The 15871-nt window shown below is 61.8% G+C and carries 12 protein-coding genes and 1 tRNA gene; 6 read left to right on the top strand and 7 right to left on the bottom strand.

The window, feature by feature from the left end:
• Positions 1-28 precede the first annotated feature (28 nt).
• The gene (rimI, locus tag VHD36_05090) at positions 29-550 is read left to right on the top strand and encodes a ribosomal protein S18-alanine N-acetyltransferase (GenBank protein HVU86671.1); all 522 of its coding nucleotides are present in this window, start codon (positions 29-31) and stop codon (positions 548-550) included.
• Between the two features lie 16 nt (positions 551-566).
• Here rimI and VHD36_05085 read toward each other — a convergent pair whose 3' ends face one another.
• On the bottom strand, positions 567-1049 hold the full coding sequence (locus VHD36_05085) for a YfcE family phosphodiesterase (GenBank protein HVU86670.1): 483 nt from the start codon (positions 1047-1049) through the stop codon (positions 567-569).
• Positions 1050-1330: 281 nt separating this feature from the next.
• Between VHD36_05085 and VHD36_05080 the strand changes: the two genes are divergently transcribed.
• Both VHD36_05080 and VHD36_05075 read left to right on the top strand, forming a co-directional pair.
• Positions 1331-2116: a lysophospholipid acyltransferase family protein gene (locus VHD36_05080; protein HVU86669.1), complete on the top strand. Its 786-nt coding sequence runs from the start codon at positions 1331-1333 to the stop codon at positions 2114-2116.
• Between the two features lie 86 nt (positions 2117-2202).
• Positions 2203-2826 carry a DUF1080 domain-containing protein gene (locus VHD36_05075; GenBank protein HVU86668.1) on the top strand — a complete coding sequence of 208 codons (624 nt, stop codon included), beginning with the start codon at positions 2203-2205 and terminating at the stop codon, positions 2824-2826.
• A gap of 39 nt (positions 2827-2865) precedes the next feature.
• Here the strand turns inward: VHD36_05075 and VHD36_05070 are convergent, their stop codons facing one another.
• Positions 2866-4053, bottom strand: coding sequence for an ATP-grasp domain-containing protein (locus tag VHD36_05070; GenBank protein ID HVU86667.1), 1188 nt, complete (start codon positions 4051-4053; stop codon positions 2866-2868).
• A gap of 185 nt (positions 4054-4238) precedes the next feature.
• Here VHD36_05070 and VHD36_05065 point away from each other — a divergent pair, with 185 nt between their 5' ends.
• Positions 4239-5924, top strand: coding sequence for a TadG family pilus assembly protein (locus VHD36_05065; protein HVU86666.1), 1686 nt, complete (start codon positions 4239-4241; stop codon positions 5922-5924).
• Between the two features lie 195 nt (positions 5925-6119).
• Here the strand turns inward: VHD36_05065 and VHD36_05060 are convergent, their stop codons facing one another.
• Positions 6120-6536: a CAP domain-containing protein gene (locus VHD36_05060; GenBank protein ID HVU86665.1), complete on the bottom strand. Its 417-nt coding sequence runs from the start codon at positions 6534-6536 to the stop codon at positions 6120-6122.
• Between the two features lie 635 nt (positions 6537-7171).
• Here VHD36_05060 and VHD36_05055 point away from each other — a divergent pair.
• Both VHD36_05055 and VHD36_05050 read left to right on the top strand, forming a co-directional pair.
• Positions 7172-11377, top strand: coding sequence for a ThuA domain-containing protein (locus tag VHD36_05055; GenBank protein ID HVU86664.1), 4206 nt, complete (start codon positions 7172-7174; stop codon positions 11375-11377).
• A 156-nt stretch (positions 11378-11533) separates the two neighbouring features.
• Positions 11534-11607 (top strand) — tRNA-Arg (locus VHD36_05050).
• A gap of 188 nt (positions 11608-11795) precedes the next feature.
• On the opposite strand, the gene VHD36_05045 is transcribed toward VHD36_05050, so the two are convergent.
• The 4 genes from VHD36_05045 to VHD36_05030 form a co-directional block, all read right to left on the bottom strand.
• Positions 11796-12662, bottom strand: coding sequence for a dockerin type I domain-containing protein (locus VHD36_05045; GenBank protein ID HVU86663.1), 867 nt, complete (start codon positions 12660-12662; stop codon positions 11796-11798).
• Between the two features lie 1086 nt (positions 12663-13748).
• Positions 13749-14189 (bottom strand): DoxX family protein, encoded by a 441-nt coding sequence (locus tag VHD36_05040; GenBank protein HVU86662.1) that lies wholly within the window; start codon positions 14187-14189, stop codon positions 13749-13751.
• 67 nt (positions 14190-14256) lie between these two features.
• Positions 14257-14955 carry a pirin family protein gene (locus VHD36_05035; protein ID HVU86661.1) on the bottom strand — a complete coding sequence of 233 codons (699 nt, stop codon included), beginning with the start codon at positions 14953-14955 and terminating at the stop codon, positions 14257-14259.
• A gap of 150 nt (positions 14956-15105) precedes the next feature.
• Entirely contained in the window at positions 15106-15588 is a 483-nt protein-coding gene (locus VHD36_05030) for a MarR family transcriptional regulator (protein ID HVU86660.1), read from the bottom strand.
• Positions 15589-15871: the final 283 nt, after the last annotated feature.

Genomic DNA, 15871 nt, shown 5'->3' with positions numbered 1-15871 from the left:
GGGCCGACAAGGAAGGAGGCCGTCGAGAATGAGTTCGGATCAACGGCAAGAGCTCCGCGCTCACATCCGGTGGATGATTCGCCGCGATATGCCGGAAGTGCTCGCGATCGAGAGACAGAGCTTCGAGTTTCCCTGGTCGGAGGACGATTTTCTGCGCCAGTTGCGGCAGCGCAATTGCATCGGCATGGTGGCCGATTGCGATGATCAGGTCGTAGGCTTCATGATCTACGAACTGCACAAAACGCGCCTGCACGTGCTGAATTTCGCCGTGGCCGAGCAGTATCGCCGCCAGGGCGTGGGCCGGCAAATGGTCGCGAAGCTGACCGGCAAATTGTCGCAGCAGCGGCGCAGCCGGCTGTTGCTCGAAGTTCGCGAGACGAATCTCGACGCACAGCTGTTCTTCCGCGCCTTAAACTTCCGAGCCGTCTCCGTCTTGCGTGGCTTCTACGAGGACACGCCCGAGGATGCCTATGTCATGCAGTACCGCTACCGCATGGCCGAAGTACCGGACGTAGTCCCGTTCAGCCAGATCACTCGCCGCGCCGGGTAAACGAGACTCGCGCGGCTCACAAGGTCACACTGGTCACGTCGAGCGTCGCCAGATCGACGATGGCCAAGGAGTGTGGCGTTGCGCGATAAAGTGCGCCTGGATTGAGAACGACGGTCTTTTTTTCCCGCCGCAGATCGCGCTTGTGAGTATGGCCCGAGCAGACCAGGTCCCACGCGCCACTACGGATCGTTTCGCGTAGCCGCTGGGTGTCATGACCGTGCAGAAAGGCGATCCGGCAGCCACTGAGTGACAATTGGCCGAACATTCCATGATTGGTCTGGCCGGCTGCGGCGATCGCCTCCTCGATTTCGTCGGCCCCTTCGTCCACGTTGCCCAGCACGAAATGCGTGGGCCAGGCGGCAAACAAGGGCACGATCTCCGGCGAACCGATATCTCCGCAATGGATGACGGCGGCGGGCGCGAAACCCTCGAGCATCCGCACCGCTTCTCGCGTGTAATCGACATGTCCGTGCGTGTCGCTCACAACTCCCAACAGCATGGACATCCCTCCTTTCGCGTTTTCCGAGCGTTTTCCTCAAGATTCCCGGCAGCCGGGCGTGGCCGATCCCGCCGAATTCGATGGTTCTTGCGCCGCTGCCCTCGGCAAGTTATAGTTTGTGAGACGGTCGCGGACCGGCGGGGGAACATTCGCGAGGCCGGCCGCCCGCTCTTCGGCTCTCGCGCCGCGGGAACAGGGCTTCCCTGTGACCGCGAGTCGATCAACGAATTTCATAGAAGGTCAAGGTGCGCCCGCAATCAGGTCGCGCATCGCCATAATCGATGATGTCAGCAACGGCGACAAACTGGCTGGCCATTTTCGTGATCGCCGCAGTGGCGATTGCGCTCGTGGCCTGGTGCATCACCGTCTACAAGCGCACGCGCTATACGCTCGCGCAATTCCCCTGGTTTTACCCGTTCAATTATGTCATGGCGCGCGTTCTCTGGCGGGCCAGAGTCACGGGCACGCTCGACATTCCTGCGGGCCAGGGGGCGGTGATCGTCTGCAATCACCTCGGTCCGATCGATCCCTCGTTCGTCGCGTTGGCCACCAACCGCATCGTGCATTGGATGGTGGCCAAGGAGTATACCAGTCACCCGGCGATGTCGTGGTTCTTCAAAACCATGCAGGCAATTCCCGTGAATCGCCGCGGCGTTGATACCGCGGCCACGAAACTGGCGATTCGCTACGCCTCGCAAGGCGACCTGGTGGGCCTGTTTCCCGAAGGGCGCATCAACGATACGGACCGTCTGCTTTTGCCCGGCCGTCCCGGGGCGGCGCTGATTGCGCTGCGGGCCCGCGTGCCGGTCGTGCCCTGCTACCTCACGGGTGCGCCGAACGACGGCACCTCGATGGGAGCATTTTTCTTGCCCGCGAAGGCCCGACTGCGGATCGGAAAGCCAATCGATATTTCGGAATTCTACGGCCGCGAAAACGACAAAGAGGTGCTCGCCGAATTGACGCGACGCTTCCTCATCGAGATGGCGCGGCTGGCCGGAGTCGAGAATTACCAGCCCGAGTTGGCCGGCCGCCGCTGGCGTACGGCCGCCGAGTTGGAAAGCGTGTAAGTGGCCCAGCGCAAGTCTTTGGGTTACGATTGTGGGCCAATCCGTCGATTATCCAGAATTTCGCCAAAAGCGCCCGGAGTGACACCATGTTTGCCCGCCGCCAGTTTATCCTCATTGCGATCGTCGTTTTGTTTGCCGCCGCAGCGCCGGCCCTGGCCGAAGAAGGTTTCAAGCCCCTGTTCGACGGCCGCACGCTCCGCGGCTGGAAAGGCGACGAAAAACTGTGGAGCGTTGCCGACGGCGCCATCGTCGGCACCACCGACGATGCAACCTTACAGCACAACTCCTTTCTCGCCACCGAGAAGACCTATAAGAATTTCGTCCTCAAGGTCAAATTCAAGCTCCGCAACGGCAACTCCGGCATTCAATACCGCAGCAAGTCGTTTCCCGATCACGTCGTGAAGGGATACCAGGCCGACATCGCGGAAAAAATGTTCATGGGCATCCTCTATGAGGAGGGAGGGCGCGGCATCCTGGCCAACGTCGAGGCGGACGAAGTCTCCAAGCACGTGAAGAAAGACGATTGGAACGAGTACGTCATCACCGCCGATGGCCCGCACATCACGCAGGTCCTCAACGGCTTCACCACAGTCGATTACACCGAAAAGAGTGAAGAAGGGGCCACCGACGGAATCATCGCCCTGCAACTACACGTCGGCCCGAAAATGCGCGTGTGGTTCAAGGACATTGAAGTCCGCGAGCTGCCGTAAGGGTGCCGCAGCATCGTCATCGGATCGCGCAATTCTGTCTTACGACAGTACTGCCGGCGCCGTGTGACAGAGCGCGAGCCGCTCCCGCCAGAAGAGCGCTCGCTCGGCGAGATGGTCCATGGCGACCTCGCGCGTTTCGGCCCCCGCAAAGATGGTCATTACCGGTTGGCCGGTTTTGACGGTCGTGCCAGGGCGCGGAATATCGGCCACGGCCGGCAACGTGGCGCCTCGGTTGGCAGCAAGGGCATCGGCCGTGAATGCGTCGCTGATCATCGCATCACCATCGGCATACAGGATTTGCTTTGCCTGCCATCTCGTGGTGCCGCGATGGAGGGCCTCTGCACCAGGGAGTTGGCCGTCTCGGCACGCCACGACGTGCTCCCCGACGGCTGAAAATCCAAGGCTTCGTTCCAGGACTTCCACCGACGCCGTGTAGCGAGGATTCACCTCGACGGGCCAGACATCGTGGCCGTCGTCGATGAAATCCACGCCGAATAGCCCGCGAAGCCGAAACTCTTCGGCCAGTACCTGCCCCAAATGCGCAAGCGCCTGATCGCGCCGGGCATCGGCCGGCAGCGGACCAATGGAGCCGGCGTAGCGAAAGCCCGGCGAACCGTCATCATTAGCCAGCAGGATCTGTTCGGTCGTTCCTACCAGCCGCGCGTGCCGCGCGGCGGCCAAATAGATTGCCGCGCAGGCCCGCCCCTCGATGTACTGCTGGAAATAATGGCCGTCGTCCTGCGGGCGTGGCTCGATCGCCGCGCTCGTCCAGAAACCAATGCCTCCCCCGCCGCTCGATCGCAGAGGTTTTCGCAACCATCGACCATGGAACTCCAGTCGGTGTGGCGCGCGTTGCAAGTCAGGCACCATGAGTCCGGCCGCGACCAAAGCGTGCCGGACGCTCCAAGGATCGCGTACCCGCCGTAGCACGTCTCCTGGATTGCCATACAACGCGCGGTGGGCCGATATCTGCTCGACCAGATCGGGGCGATTCTCCAGGCCGCCGGTATACATCCAGGGCCCATCGGTCGCGTTTCGGGCCGCGGCAACCAGGCCCGCCGGGTAATCGCGCGCAACGCTCACGGGGCAGCGGGCCGCTAGATCGGCATCGGCGAAAAGATCGATCGACACAGGCGACAAGCCGCCGGCGAGGGCTGAAAAGGCCGCGGCACGGCTGCTGGCTCCCAAGATGAGGAGTGAGGACGACATCATGATGCGAAAAATCATCCTCGATCGGCGCCTGAGCGACAAGTGAGCGCGCGGATCGCGCAGACGGGTCGGCAAATGGCCAATTTGGCCGCCATCCCTGACAAAGTTGACATATGTTTTAGTTGCCAAAGCTAGAACCAATCGACGTCGATCACCGACGCCTAAACACATCTAGATTCGACTCAAGAGAAGGCAGGTGGATCATGCGCAGCTTGCAGCGGGCCGCGGTGCGCTGGACTCAGAAATTTCGGATGCGACGCCCCGGGACGATCACGATTCTTGCCGCCATTTTCATGGTGGCCATGTTGGGCATGGTGGCCTTCAGCGTCGATGTCGGCTACATCGCAAAGACCCAGGCCGAACTGCAGCGGGCGTGCGACGCTTCGGCCTTGGCCGCCGCCAAGGCCTTGGTCAACGGCAACGACGCTGCCCTCTCGGCCGCCCAAGACTATCTCGCACTGAACACCGTGGCGAACCGGACGGTCGATTCCGGCAACATGACTGTCGAATACGGCAGTTGGAACGCATCGAGCAATTCCTTCACGGTTTCCAGCAATACGCCGTCGGCCATTCGTGTCACGCTACTCGATAACAACGAGCCGTTGTTCTTCGGCCGCGTGCTCAACAAGAACTCGGTCAATCTCAGCGCGCAGGCCGTGGCCATGCACCAGCCGCGCGACATCATGTTGGTGCTCGATTTCTCAGCATCGATGTGCTACGACAGCCAGTTCTACAACATGAACCTGTTGGGCTTGCCGTATATACAAAGCTGCTTGCAGCAGATTTATACCGATCTCGGCAGCCCCGTCTACGGCACCCTGCAATTCACGCCGCAGTACGCCACGATCCAGGGCATGACGCCGACCAACGGCAACATGGCCCAGATCAACACCACGATTCAGAGCAATGGCGTGCAGGTCACTTCGACAAAGTCCATTACGCAAGTCAAGTTGCAATTCACCGACGGCAGCACGCAGACGTTCTCGTCCAGCGGCACCAGCGGCACCTTCAAGGGCACCGGTTCGAACGCCAACAAGACGGTCAGCATCGCCTGGGTCAAATCAGGAACCAACGATAGCGGCAACCCGTCGGGCGCGGGCGAACGATTCCAGGGGGACGCCACGACATTGCAAAAAGTTTTCGGCCTGACGAACGTTTCGTACCCCTACTCGGGTGACAGTTGGGCTAATTACTTCAGCTATGTTCAGTCGGACAGTTACGTAAAAAACGCCGGCTACGCGAACATGTACGGCTACATGACGTGGCTAAACTACTTGCAAGCCAGCCGGTATACCCATCAGCAAACGCCGAACCTCTGCAACGTGCATGAGCAGCCGGTTAGCGCCCTGAAGGATTCGGTGGCCAACTTCATGGCCTACATCGCGGCCGCTAACGAAGACGACCGCATCGGCCTGTCGATCTATACCTATTCGGATAACACGGCCGTGCTGGAAAGTCCGCTCACGGCTCAGTACAGTTCGCTGTCGACCATCGTGGCGGCACGCCAGGCAGGCCACTACATCGGCGGCACCAACATCTACAACGGCATGCAGACCGCGCGTTTGCAACTGCAGAACAACTCACGCACCAACGCCTTCAAGATGATGGTGCTGATGACCGACGGCGTGGCAAACCTGCCCGGCTCAACCACGAATGCCAAGAACCTGGTCGTGCAGGAAGCCTACGCCGCCGCTCAGGCCAATATTCCTGTCGTCACGATCAGCATGGGCGCCTTGGCCGATACGGCGCTGATGAGTCAGGTGGCCTCGATCACCAATGGTGTGTACTTCGACATTCCCGGCGGTCAGACGGCCGCGCAATACTCCACGCAGCTCAACGCCGTGTGGAAGCAAGTGGCCGACAATCGCCCGTTGAAGATCGTGCAGTAGTCGATTCACCCGAGCCGGCGCACCCTGCGTGCGGTGTCGCCGGCATCGCCCGCGCTTCGCGCGCTCGGGCGAGCACAGGTCGGCCGGAGCGAGCCTGTCGTGGGCCCGCTCGCTCCGGCCGCGCGTGATTGGTCGAGCCGCGCTTACGCGGCTCTTTTCTTTGCGCTCCCAAATATCTGGGTGAGACGCCGATGATCAGCGCAAGAATTGCTGGCACCAGAACACGGTGCCATCGCTAGCCGTATAGGCCGCGACGCCGATCTTCCGATACGACGAATTGAGAATATTTGCCCGATGTCCCGAGGAATTCATCCACGACCGCACGGCTTCGGTGCTCGACTGCTGCCCCATCGCGATATTCTCCCCCACCGCGGCGCTCGTATGCTGCAAAGTGTGCGAGCGACTCATCCAGGCCGTGTGCTTGCGGGCTGAGCGAACGAGCTTGCCGTCAACCTGCAAAGGAGGCAGGCCGTGACGCTTGCGCTCGGCATTCGTCTTGGCGACGATCCGCTCCTCTACCGGGTGCATCAGCACCACGCCTGGCGTGGTCAGTAGCTTGTCGGTCGGCGCCATGTTCCACATCAGTGCCAACAACAACATCTCGTTGTACATCTAGGGTCCTCCCTGTCGAAAATGCGGGAAACTTCGCCGCTCCCGAAGTTCCTCAGCAGGAGGGATTCCCTCCCGGGCTAAGCAACGACGGCGAAGCACACCACTATGAGGACAGCCGCGCCACCGGCCCACTTTGGCCGATGTACAAGCACGCCCATCCAAGACCGCGCGCAAACCGTTGCGCACAAGCGCAACCGTCACGACAGAAGCGGTCCTTATTCCTGGCTATTTCTGTTCCTAATCGATTCCGTTCACGGTCCGCTTTCCGGTGCCCCATCATTCACCCTATGGGGTATTCACCGGAACGGACTCCTGCTTTCTCATGTCGTTGGTCGAGATTACTAAACCAATCCGCGGCGCCAACCACCCAATGTCGCCACAAGCGAAAGTTTTTCGACCCCCCAGCGGATTTTGTCGCGATTCTTTTTAGTTCAAGAAATAATCATGACTTCCGGCGCGGGCCGTTGGCCCTAAGTCGAGAAACCGCGTCGGCAAAAATCGCGATTCTGGCCGCTTGGCATGCCTTTTTTTTCGTCGAACATCTTTTCGCGACCCGAATTGGGCCAGCGGCGGCGCGGGCGTGATGGGGGCGACATGAACAACTGCCTCGCACGGGATCAGTTAGAATATTCCTCATGGAGAAACTTGCTGACTTTTTCGTCACTTTGCGACCGCGACTCTTGGCGCCCGTGATGGCGCTGATGTTCACAGGTGTTTGGTCCGCCACGTCAGGCGCCGTCGAGCCGTGGGTCGATCCCACGTTGAAAGTGCAGGATGGCCTGGTCGTGTGGTTGGACCTCTCCGCGCAAAACCGTGCCCGAGAGCAAGCCGGCGTGAAACCAGTCGCCGACGGCGACGGTATCGACGTTCTCCGCGATGGCTCGGGGCGCGCGAATCATTTGATCCAGGATCAACCTGCCGCGCGACCGAAATATCGGGCTATCGACAAACTCGCCACCGCGTCGTTCGACGGCGTGACGACATATCTTGCCCACGATCGCCTCGGGAGCTTTTTCGATGGGCTCACCGTATTCCTCGTGGCGGCGCCGTATTCGAGCGACGGTGGCTTTCCCGGCCTGTTGGCCACCAACGGCGCAGGCGTCAACGATTACGTCTCGGGCATCACAATCGACCTAGGACCCGTGGCAACCGACGGATTCGACGCCGTCAACGTCGAAGGCGCCGGCTTCGGCGGCGCGCGGGACTTGAAAGCCGCGCGCACGCCGCTCTTGCAGATCACCCACCTGTGCGTCACGTCGGCCGTCGGCACCGCTGGCACGAAGCTGTACGTCGATGGTCAGCCAGCCGGTCAGCGCGATCGCACGGCCGGCCGTATTGCGATGGACCAGCTCACGCTCGGCGCGCGCTATTATGGCAACGGCGAGGCGCCGCACACGCAAGGTTTCTTCACGGGCGAGATCGCCGAGGTGCTGGTCTACGACCGCGTTCTCGCCGATCAGGAACGAGCAGAAGTCGGCAAGTACCTGACGGCCAAATATGGGGTTGGCCGCGCCGTCGATGCACCGCCCGCGCAGGCCGGCTTCAAACCGCTCGCGCAAGTCGCGAATCCACCGGCGGTGCAGATGCTCGTGCCAGGCTTCGCGGTGCGCGAGCTGCCGGTCGACCTGCCCAACGTCAACAATGTGCTCTACCGCGGTGATGGCGCGCTGGTCACCTTGGGTTATGACGGCAATATCCATTTGCTCACCGACACCGATGGCGATGGGTTGGAAGATCATACAAAGCTGTTCTGGGAAAACCGCGGCCGCATTCGCGCGCCGGTCGGCATGGATCTGACGCCCGCGAAATACCCAGCGGGACGCGGCGTATTTCTCGCATCGAAAGCCAGGTGCCTGCTTGTCGTCGACACCGATGCCGACGATCGAGCCGATCGCGAGATCACGGTTGCCGACGGCTGGACCGAAACGGCACACGGAGTCGACGCCTTGGGCATGGCATTCGACCGTCGCGATGGCAGCCTGTGGATGGGACTCGGCTGCCAGGATTTCACGAACGCCTATGTCGTCGCCGCCGACGGCAAGGCCGCCTACGACGTTCTCTCGGAACGTGGCGCGATCCTGCACGTGTCGCCCGATTTTCAGAAGCGCGACGTCTTCGCCACGGGGATTCGCTTTCCCGTGGCCATCCGCCTGAATCGCCTGAACGACTTGTTTTGCACTGATCAAGAAGGCGCTACCTGGCTGGCCAACGGCAATCCCTTCGACGAGCTGTTGCACGTCGAGCGCGGCCGCCATTACGGTTTTCCGCCGCGGCACCCACGGCATTTGCCCAGTGTCATCGACGAGCCGAGCGTGATGGATTACGCGCCGCAGCATCAATCGACGTGCGGGCTGAACTTTAATGAACCGACGAGCGGCGGCCCCGCTTTCGGCCCCACCTGGTGGGAATCCGACGCGCTGGTGACCGGCTATTCGCGCGGCAAGCTCTATCGCACCAAGCTCATCAAGACGGCCTCCGGCTACGTAGCGCAGAACCAACAAATCGGCGCCATGCAGAAGCTGCCGGCCGACGCTTGCGTCTCGCCGACCGGTGCGCTGGTTGTAGCGGCGCACAGCGGTGGACCCGATTGGGGAAGCGGCCCGAGCGGCAAGGGCAAACTGTTTCAGATTCGCTACGTCGATCGCGACATGCCACAACCCGTGCAGATTTGGCCGCAAACCGAGCGCGAAGTGTGGATCGCCTTCGATCGCGAGGTCCCGCCCGCCCAGGCGCGGGAGCTGACCTCAAAAACGTCCATCGACTTCGGCCCCTTTGTTACGCCCGGCGACCGATTCGAATCACTGCGCCCCGGCTATGCGGTGGTGGCCATGCAGCGGCGCGCGGGACGCCACGATTTGCCGGTCTTGGGCTTACAGCTAACGGCCGACCGGCGGAACATCCTGCTTTCCACAGCGCCTCACGCCGAGTCCGGTAGCTACGCGGTCACGCTCCCCGGCCTTGGAGGCGCGCGCGACGAAACCGCGAAGCCCGGCGACATTCCGCAAATCCACGATGTCGATTTGGCATATAATCTCTCAGGCGTCGACGCGCGTTATGAATCCGCCAGCGCCAATCGCACCTGGCGGGGATGGCTACCGCATTGCGATCTCGCCGTATCGCGCACCTTGACGTGCAAGAGCGCGATCCATGATGACCTGTGGCGATTTTGCCGGCAGCCGGGAACCTTGCTACTAAGCGCACAACTTGATTTGCGCGACATGCTCCGTCCGGCCGTGCAACCTGGCGCCAAGCTCGATCACGAGTGGCCGGCGGAAATGGTGATGCTCGTTTGCTCTTCCTCGGCCCGCTTCGACGGCACGCTCGACAGTCTTTCCATCTCGTCGAAGCGCGATGCGAATAGCCGCTTCACGGCGCGCGTTGCCGTGCCGCCCGATCATCCGGGCGCCACGCATAAGATCGAGCTTCGCTTGCACGTCGACGCGAGCGACACGGCCCCGGATTTTCTGATGAGCTGGGCCACGAACGAGGATCCGCGTGAGCGGGCCTTGCCACTCAGGAGAATTCTTCTCCCCTGGGCACGGCACCAGCGCGAGCCGGCAGCGCTCGTCGACAATCGCGACCTGCCCGAGCTGCGCGACGGTCACTGGCTGCGCGGCCGGCAGATCTTCTTCAGCGATGAGGCGGCGTGCAGCAAGTGCCACCAGGTGCGCGGCGAAGGAGGCTCGATCGGACCTGATCTTTCGAATCTCGTCGCGCGAGATTACGCGTCCGTACTGCGCGACATTACCGAACCCAGCTTTGCGATCAACCCCGACTTCGTGGCGCACGCGATTGTGCTCGGCGACGGGCGGCTGCTGACCGGAACGATTCGCTCGCAAGGCGATTCGGTGATCGTCGGCAGCCAGGACGGCAAGGAGACGACGATTTCCCGGACCGAGATCGAGGACGTACAGCCTTCGCCAACTTCGATCATGCCGCAGGACATTCCGCGCAAGCTGGGGCCCGAGAAGCTGCGCGACCTGCTGACGTTTTTGCTCGTGCCCGGTCCGCACATGCCCGACTATGGAAAGGGAACGCCGCCGGCGGCGCGAACGATGGCCGAAGTCCGCGCGGTACTTGCGGATGCTCCCGTCGAGGCTGCCAACGCACGACCGCTTGACATCGTACTGGTATCCGGCCCCAAGGATCACGGGCCCGGCGAGCACGACTACCCTGCGTGGCAGAAAGTGTGGCGCGAGCTTTTGTCGCTGGCCGATCAAACGCACGTGACCACGGCCGACCATTGGCCCTCGCCCGACCAACTGGCCGTGGCCGACGTCATGGTCTTCTATCAACAAGGACGGTTTACTCCCGAACGGGCCAAAGACCTCGATGCGTATCTGGCGCGCGGTGGTGGGCTGGTCTACATCCATTACGCGGTCGACGGCGGCGACGATGCGCCGGGGTTTGCCGAGCGCATCGGGCTGGCCTGGCGCGGCGGCATGTCGCGCTTTCGCCACGGCGAATTATCGATCGATTTAAGGCCGGGCGCCGATCACCCGATCGCGCGCAACTTGCACCATCTGAACTTGCACGACGAGAGCTATTGGAACCTGGTGGGCGAGCAAGCGCGCTTGCGGCTACTGGGTAGCGGCGTCGAAGAGGGGCAATCCCAGCCGCTATTCTGGACCGTGGAGCAAGGCAAAGGACGCGTGTTCGTGTCGATACCGGGACATTTTGCCTGGTCGTTCGACGATCCGCTGTTTCGCACGGTCTTGCTGCGCGGCATCGCCTGGGCGGCGCACGAACCGGTCGACCGCTTCAATGAGCTGGTCACTGCGGGTGCGCGCTTGCAATCGCCGGCGAGCGGAAAATCGGCGGTGGCGCCAAAAGCGCCGTGAACGTTCGATAAGGTGCCACTTAAACGTGCCCGCGTCGGCATGCGGGGTCTGATTGCAGCTTCGCAGTGCGAATCCTAGAATGGCGGATCGCCGGTCGGCGACTGGCAGCCACCGGGACTGCCATCATGCACGTCCCCGGCCACGATCGCAGCACACGTCCCCGTAGCTCAATTGGATAGAGCGTCGGCCTCCGGAGCCGAAGGTTAGAGGTTCGAGCCCTCTCGGGGATACTTTTGGTGTTCCCTTTGCGTGCGGTACCCAACTCGCCCCAGCGATCCGGACTGCCGCCCTGCGCTCGGCAGACATTAAGTCTGCCGTGCTCGGTTGCCGGTTCGAGCCCTCTCGGGGATACTCTTGGCGTTCCCTCTTGTTTGCAGCGCCTACCAGTTTGCCTGCAATTCGGACTGCGCTCCGCCGCTCAGCCGCCAGTCCAAGACATCCTTACCTCGCGCGGCATTGCAACAGCAAACACGGCCAACAGGCCAACACCCAGCAAAACCAGCGTCGCCGGTTCGGGCACGGCAGCGGCCCGTGCCGCGCCGCCCGTGCTTTGTAGCCAGTTCGAGCTAATCAGCGCGATATCCTGACTGTTGACGATGCCATCGTGATTGGCGTCGCCGGCGACATTCGGCCCAGCCTGCAACCACGAGGAACTGACCAGGGCGATATCCTGGCTGTTAACGATTCCGTCGTTGTTGACGTCGCCAGCCAGAACAATTGTCGGCGCCGTTGTCAGCGTATCGATACGTGCCGACACCTGGCTCGACGAAGTGCCCGACGCCGAGTAGGCGAGCGTATAGCTGGCCGCGGCGGGAACGTTATCCCATTCAACGAGGTAGTAATAATCGCCGCCAGTGCCGAAAGGGCTGCTGGCCGACCCTTCATTGGTTTCCGTAATGTGCGCCGGCAGCAGAGCATCGCCGCTCAGGCCCGCGAAGCTCACGCCAAAGAGCGCCTGGTCGAGCGGCGATCCAAGCACTTCGGCCTGAAACACGATGGTCGTCGTGGCGCCTGCCGAGAGCGTCGGGTTCGGGATCGTGGCCTGTAGGTTCAGTATGCCGCTGAACGAGTAGACGTGAGAACCCGGCGGTGGCCCGATGATGAACGCGCCATCGGTCGCGGCCGTTGTGTCGAGCCAATTGGGCGTGCCGTAGGCGTTGTTGACACTCGTGGCCGGATTGGGGCCGGTCGGGCTGGTAAACCCATCCCACTCCTGATACGTGGTGTTCGCCTGACCAAAAAACGACGGATTTACGAGCGTTGCCGCCCGGGCGTCGCTGCTCACAACGATGCTCGCCAGTCCGCAGAGAGCGACAAGCAGGTTGCGACCGGCTCTTTTCAGGTTTTTTCTGGAACGGCAATGCATAGATCCATCTCCCCAGAGTAAAGGTCCAACGATGCAAAAGCGGGCTGGCGCCGTGGCGCAATCATCCAGCCCAGGCCAGGCTGGCGGCGGCAAGCCGACGGCTCGTCGGCGGCGGGTACAGGTGGCGATTTCGCCGAGGGGGTGAGGACCAGCGCGCTACGGCAAGCACGCGTGCAGGAATCGTGTGGCGCCGGCACAACGATCAAACCTTGGAATGCCCAAGACTTCGGGCGCCAGCGATTCTGTTCACCCACCAGCGATTGGCTGGTCGCGAGAGTGGCGAGCTGGCGAGGGGCGAGCGAGCTACCTCTAGAGAGCCGAGACCAGCTATTGATACTGGGTCTCAACTAGCCACATTCTAGCCACGGGGGCATCGGCGTCAATGCGATCAACGATGATTTCTCCTCGTTGTCGCCCGAATACGCACGTGGCGACTGAGCAGGCCCACACGGCACGGTACATCCTTCGTGCCCAATGGGTATACTTCGTCTTCCGTTTGCAGGGCCCGCAAGCATCCGGATCATTTGCGCGAACGACCGCGACATCTTTGCGTGCTCGCCAGTCGCGCTGATCGAGACTAGACTCGAAAGCTTGGGGGCGTGGTGTATCGACTGCCGCGTTCTCCGCCGTTCCAGGCCTGATGCTCTCTTGCCGCCTCTATCCCCGCCAAAACCATTCATGCCCGATAAGACCCGTTCTCCAAGAATCCAGCGCCGTCTCGTGCTGGATTCGGTCCCTTATACGGTCACGATCAAGCCCCATTCGGCGGGATTTCGCGCACGCTGGTTTTGCGGTGGGTGCAGTAGCCACAATGCCGATCTTCTGATCGCCGCCGCTGCCGAGGCAGCCTCGGCAGCGGCGGAAGAGAATCTCAGGGCGCATCATGCGGCGGTTCATGTGAAACCGCCGCGACGGTATTGAAGCTTCGCGGTCAACCGCGCCGGCGCGCATTGCTCGAAGCAGCAGCCGGCCAACCAGGCCGGCTTCCGCGCGCGTATGTCGGAATTACGCCGCGCGGGTGCCCGTAGCCTTGCGTCGCGCCAAAACCGCGTCCAGGCTGCCCGCACCCGAGCCGTTGGCCATGATGAACAGCATCGCGCCGCTCATCGACAGGTTCTTCATGAAGTGAATCATGTAGTCCTGTTGCTCGGCCTCGGGCGCTTTCCAAAAGGCGTGAAAGTAGTACGTGGCCAACCCCAAGAAGACCAATAGCAGCGCCGCGCCGAAACGCGCCTGATACCCAGATGCCACCGAGACACTGCCCACGATCAGAAACACGATCGCGCCCACCAGTAATAGTTGGGGCGAGGGCACGCCGACTTTTCCCATCAACTCGGCGACAGCGTTGAAGTTGGGAATCTTGTTACCGACCGCGCTCATAAAGAAGATCGTGCACAACAAGACACGACCAGCGATGCTGACGATGGGTAGCAAAGGATTGGACATGAGAATCTCGCTTCTGGTGCTGTAGGTAGTTAGCCGAAAAACCGTCGCGATGGTCCGCGTCGTTACGTCACGCCAGATCGAACAGCAACACCTCGCTCGCCCCCTGGCTGGCCAGCGAGATTTGTCGTTCGTTACTCACGGCCACGCCGTCACCGGCCGCAAGGGACGCGCCGCCGACGTTGACGCCTCCGCGCAGCACTTGCAGCCAGGCGTGCCTTCCGGCTGGAATTTCGCGCGACAGTTGCTGCCCCGCTTCGAGCTGGGCGAGGTACAGCCGCGCGTCCTGACGGATGTGCAACGATCCGTCCGCGGCGTCGGGCGACGCCACCAGGAGCCACTGTCCCGGCCGCATCGCATCGGCGAACGACTTCTGCTCATAACCCGGCGTCAGGCCCGTCCGCTCGGGCAAAAGCCAGATCTGATACAGGTGTACCAGCTCGGTCGCCGAGGGGTTGAACTCGCTGTGGCGGATGCCGGTGCCGGCGGCCATGCGCTGCAATTCGCCGGGGCGCAACACTTCGCCGTTCCCGAGGCTGTCTCGATGCTCAAGCGCGCCCGACAGCACGTAGGTGACGATTTCCATGTCGCGATGACCGTGCATACCGAACCCCTGCCCCGGCGCCACGGTGTCTTCGTTCATCACGCGCAAGGCACGGAACTGCGTATGCGCAGGATCGTAGTAGTCGCCGAAGGAAAACGTGTGGAACGTATTCAGCCAGCCGTGATCGAAATGCCCTCGCTCGTTCGCTCGTCTTACCTGAAACATGATGGATGGACCTCCTTTTTTGCCCGCTGCCCTTGCACGGTCTCGTGGCAAGCTGTCGAATTCGGCCGATAGTTGATATATCAAGTATTAGCCTAAGCCGATCCTCTTCGCACTCCCCAATGACACGTCCGACGAAATCAGGCACGTTCGCTACTCGGGCTCGCCCGCGATCGACGTACGAACCTTTTCCAGCAAGTCACCCAATTGGCGTAGCTCCCCCGCCGCTACGCCGCGCAGCAGTCGCTTGTGCAGATCCAACAGCGGTTGATCGATGCTGGCCAGCAGCTTGGCGGCCTTGGCAGTCAACGACACATAAATCACGCGCCGGTCTTCGGCGCAGCGCTGCCGGCTGACCAGGCCCGCCTCTTCCAATCGATCGATCAGGCCGGTGATCCCGGGCACGACGGTGATCGTGCGGCTGGCAATCTCCAGAATCGGTAGCGGCTGCCCTTCGCCGCGCAGGATGCGCAGGACATTGTATTGTGATGGCGTCAGTCCGAAGTCGCGGAACAACCGCGTAAAGCGATGCTGTAATTGGTCGCTCGTGCGCACGATGCCGAGCGCCACCTCCTGCTCGACCGCGTCGAAGGGGCGCTTCTTTTTCAGCTCGCGTTGCAATCGCGCGGTGGTCATGGCTCTGCTTCCTTATCGGCTTCACCTTCCATATGTTTTATATATCAACTATATTCGCGTCAAGTGATTTTACGCAAGACGCCGGGAAAGGGTTCAGGAAGGTAGCAAACAGGACAAAACGCTGCCCTTACCGGGCCCCTGGGAACTCTGGTAACGGCGCACCGTCGATCCGGGTGGATTGAACCTCATCGTCCCCAAACGGGCTGGCCCCCGATACGCTGAAATCGCGCGGTTCGTGGCCTGCCGGAAGCGTCCAAACCGGCCCCGCGAATCACACCTTCCC

It is taken from the genome of Pirellulales bacterium (genome assembly GCA_035546535.1).
Taxonomy (GTDB): domain Bacteria; phylum Planctomycetota; class Planctomycetia; order Pirellulales; family JACPPG01; genus JACPPG01.
The sequence above is the reverse complement of the archived record's forward strand: the minus strand, read 5'-3'. Positions and strand labels throughout refer to the sequence as shown.

Excerpts from the sequence above, each read along its gene's own strand:
- VHD36_05070 (HVU86667.1), bottom strand. The coding sequence starts at position 4,053 with ATGATTTTTCGCATCATGATGTCGTCCTCACTCCTCATCTTGGGAGCC.
- VHD36_05060 (HVU86665.1), bottom strand. The coding sequence starts at position 6,536 with ATGTACAACGAGATGTTGTTGTTGGCACTGATGTGGAACATGGCGCCG.
- VHD36_05040 (HVU86662.1), bottom strand. The coding sequence starts at position 14,189 with ATGTCCAATCCTTTGCTACCCATCGTCAGCATCGCTGGTCGTGTCTTG.
- VHD36_05030 (HVU86660.1), bottom strand. The coding sequence starts at position 15,588 with ATGACCACCGCGCGATTGCAACGCGAGCTGAAAAAGAAGCGCCCCTTC.
- rimI (HVU86671.1), top strand. The coding sequence starts at position 29 with ATGAGTTCGGATCAACGGCAAGAGCTCCGCGCTCACATCCGGTGGATG.
- VHD36_05075 (HVU86668.1), top strand. The coding sequence starts at position 2,203 with ATGTTTGCCCGCCGCCAGTTTATCCTCATTGCGATCGTCGTTTTGTTT.
- VHD36_05085 (HVU86670.1), bottom strand. The coding sequence starts at position 1,049 with ATGCTGTTGGGAGTTGTGAGCGACACGCACGGACATGTCGATTACACG.
- VHD36_05065 (HVU86666.1), top strand. The coding sequence starts at position 4,239 with ATGCGCAGCTTGCAGCGGGCCGCGGTGCGCTGGACTCAGAAATTTCGG.
- VHD36_05035 (HVU86661.1), bottom strand. The coding sequence starts at position 14,955 with ATGTTTCAGGTAAGACGAGCGAACGAGCGAGGGCATTTCGATCACGGC.
- VHD36_05080 (HVU86669.1), top strand. The coding sequence starts at position 1,331 with ATGATGTCAGCAACGGCGACAAACTGGCTGGCCATTTTCGTGATCGCC.
- VHD36_05055 (HVU86664.1), top strand. The coding sequence starts at position 7,172 with ATGGAGAAACTTGCTGACTTTTTCGTCACTTTGCGACCGCGACTCTTG.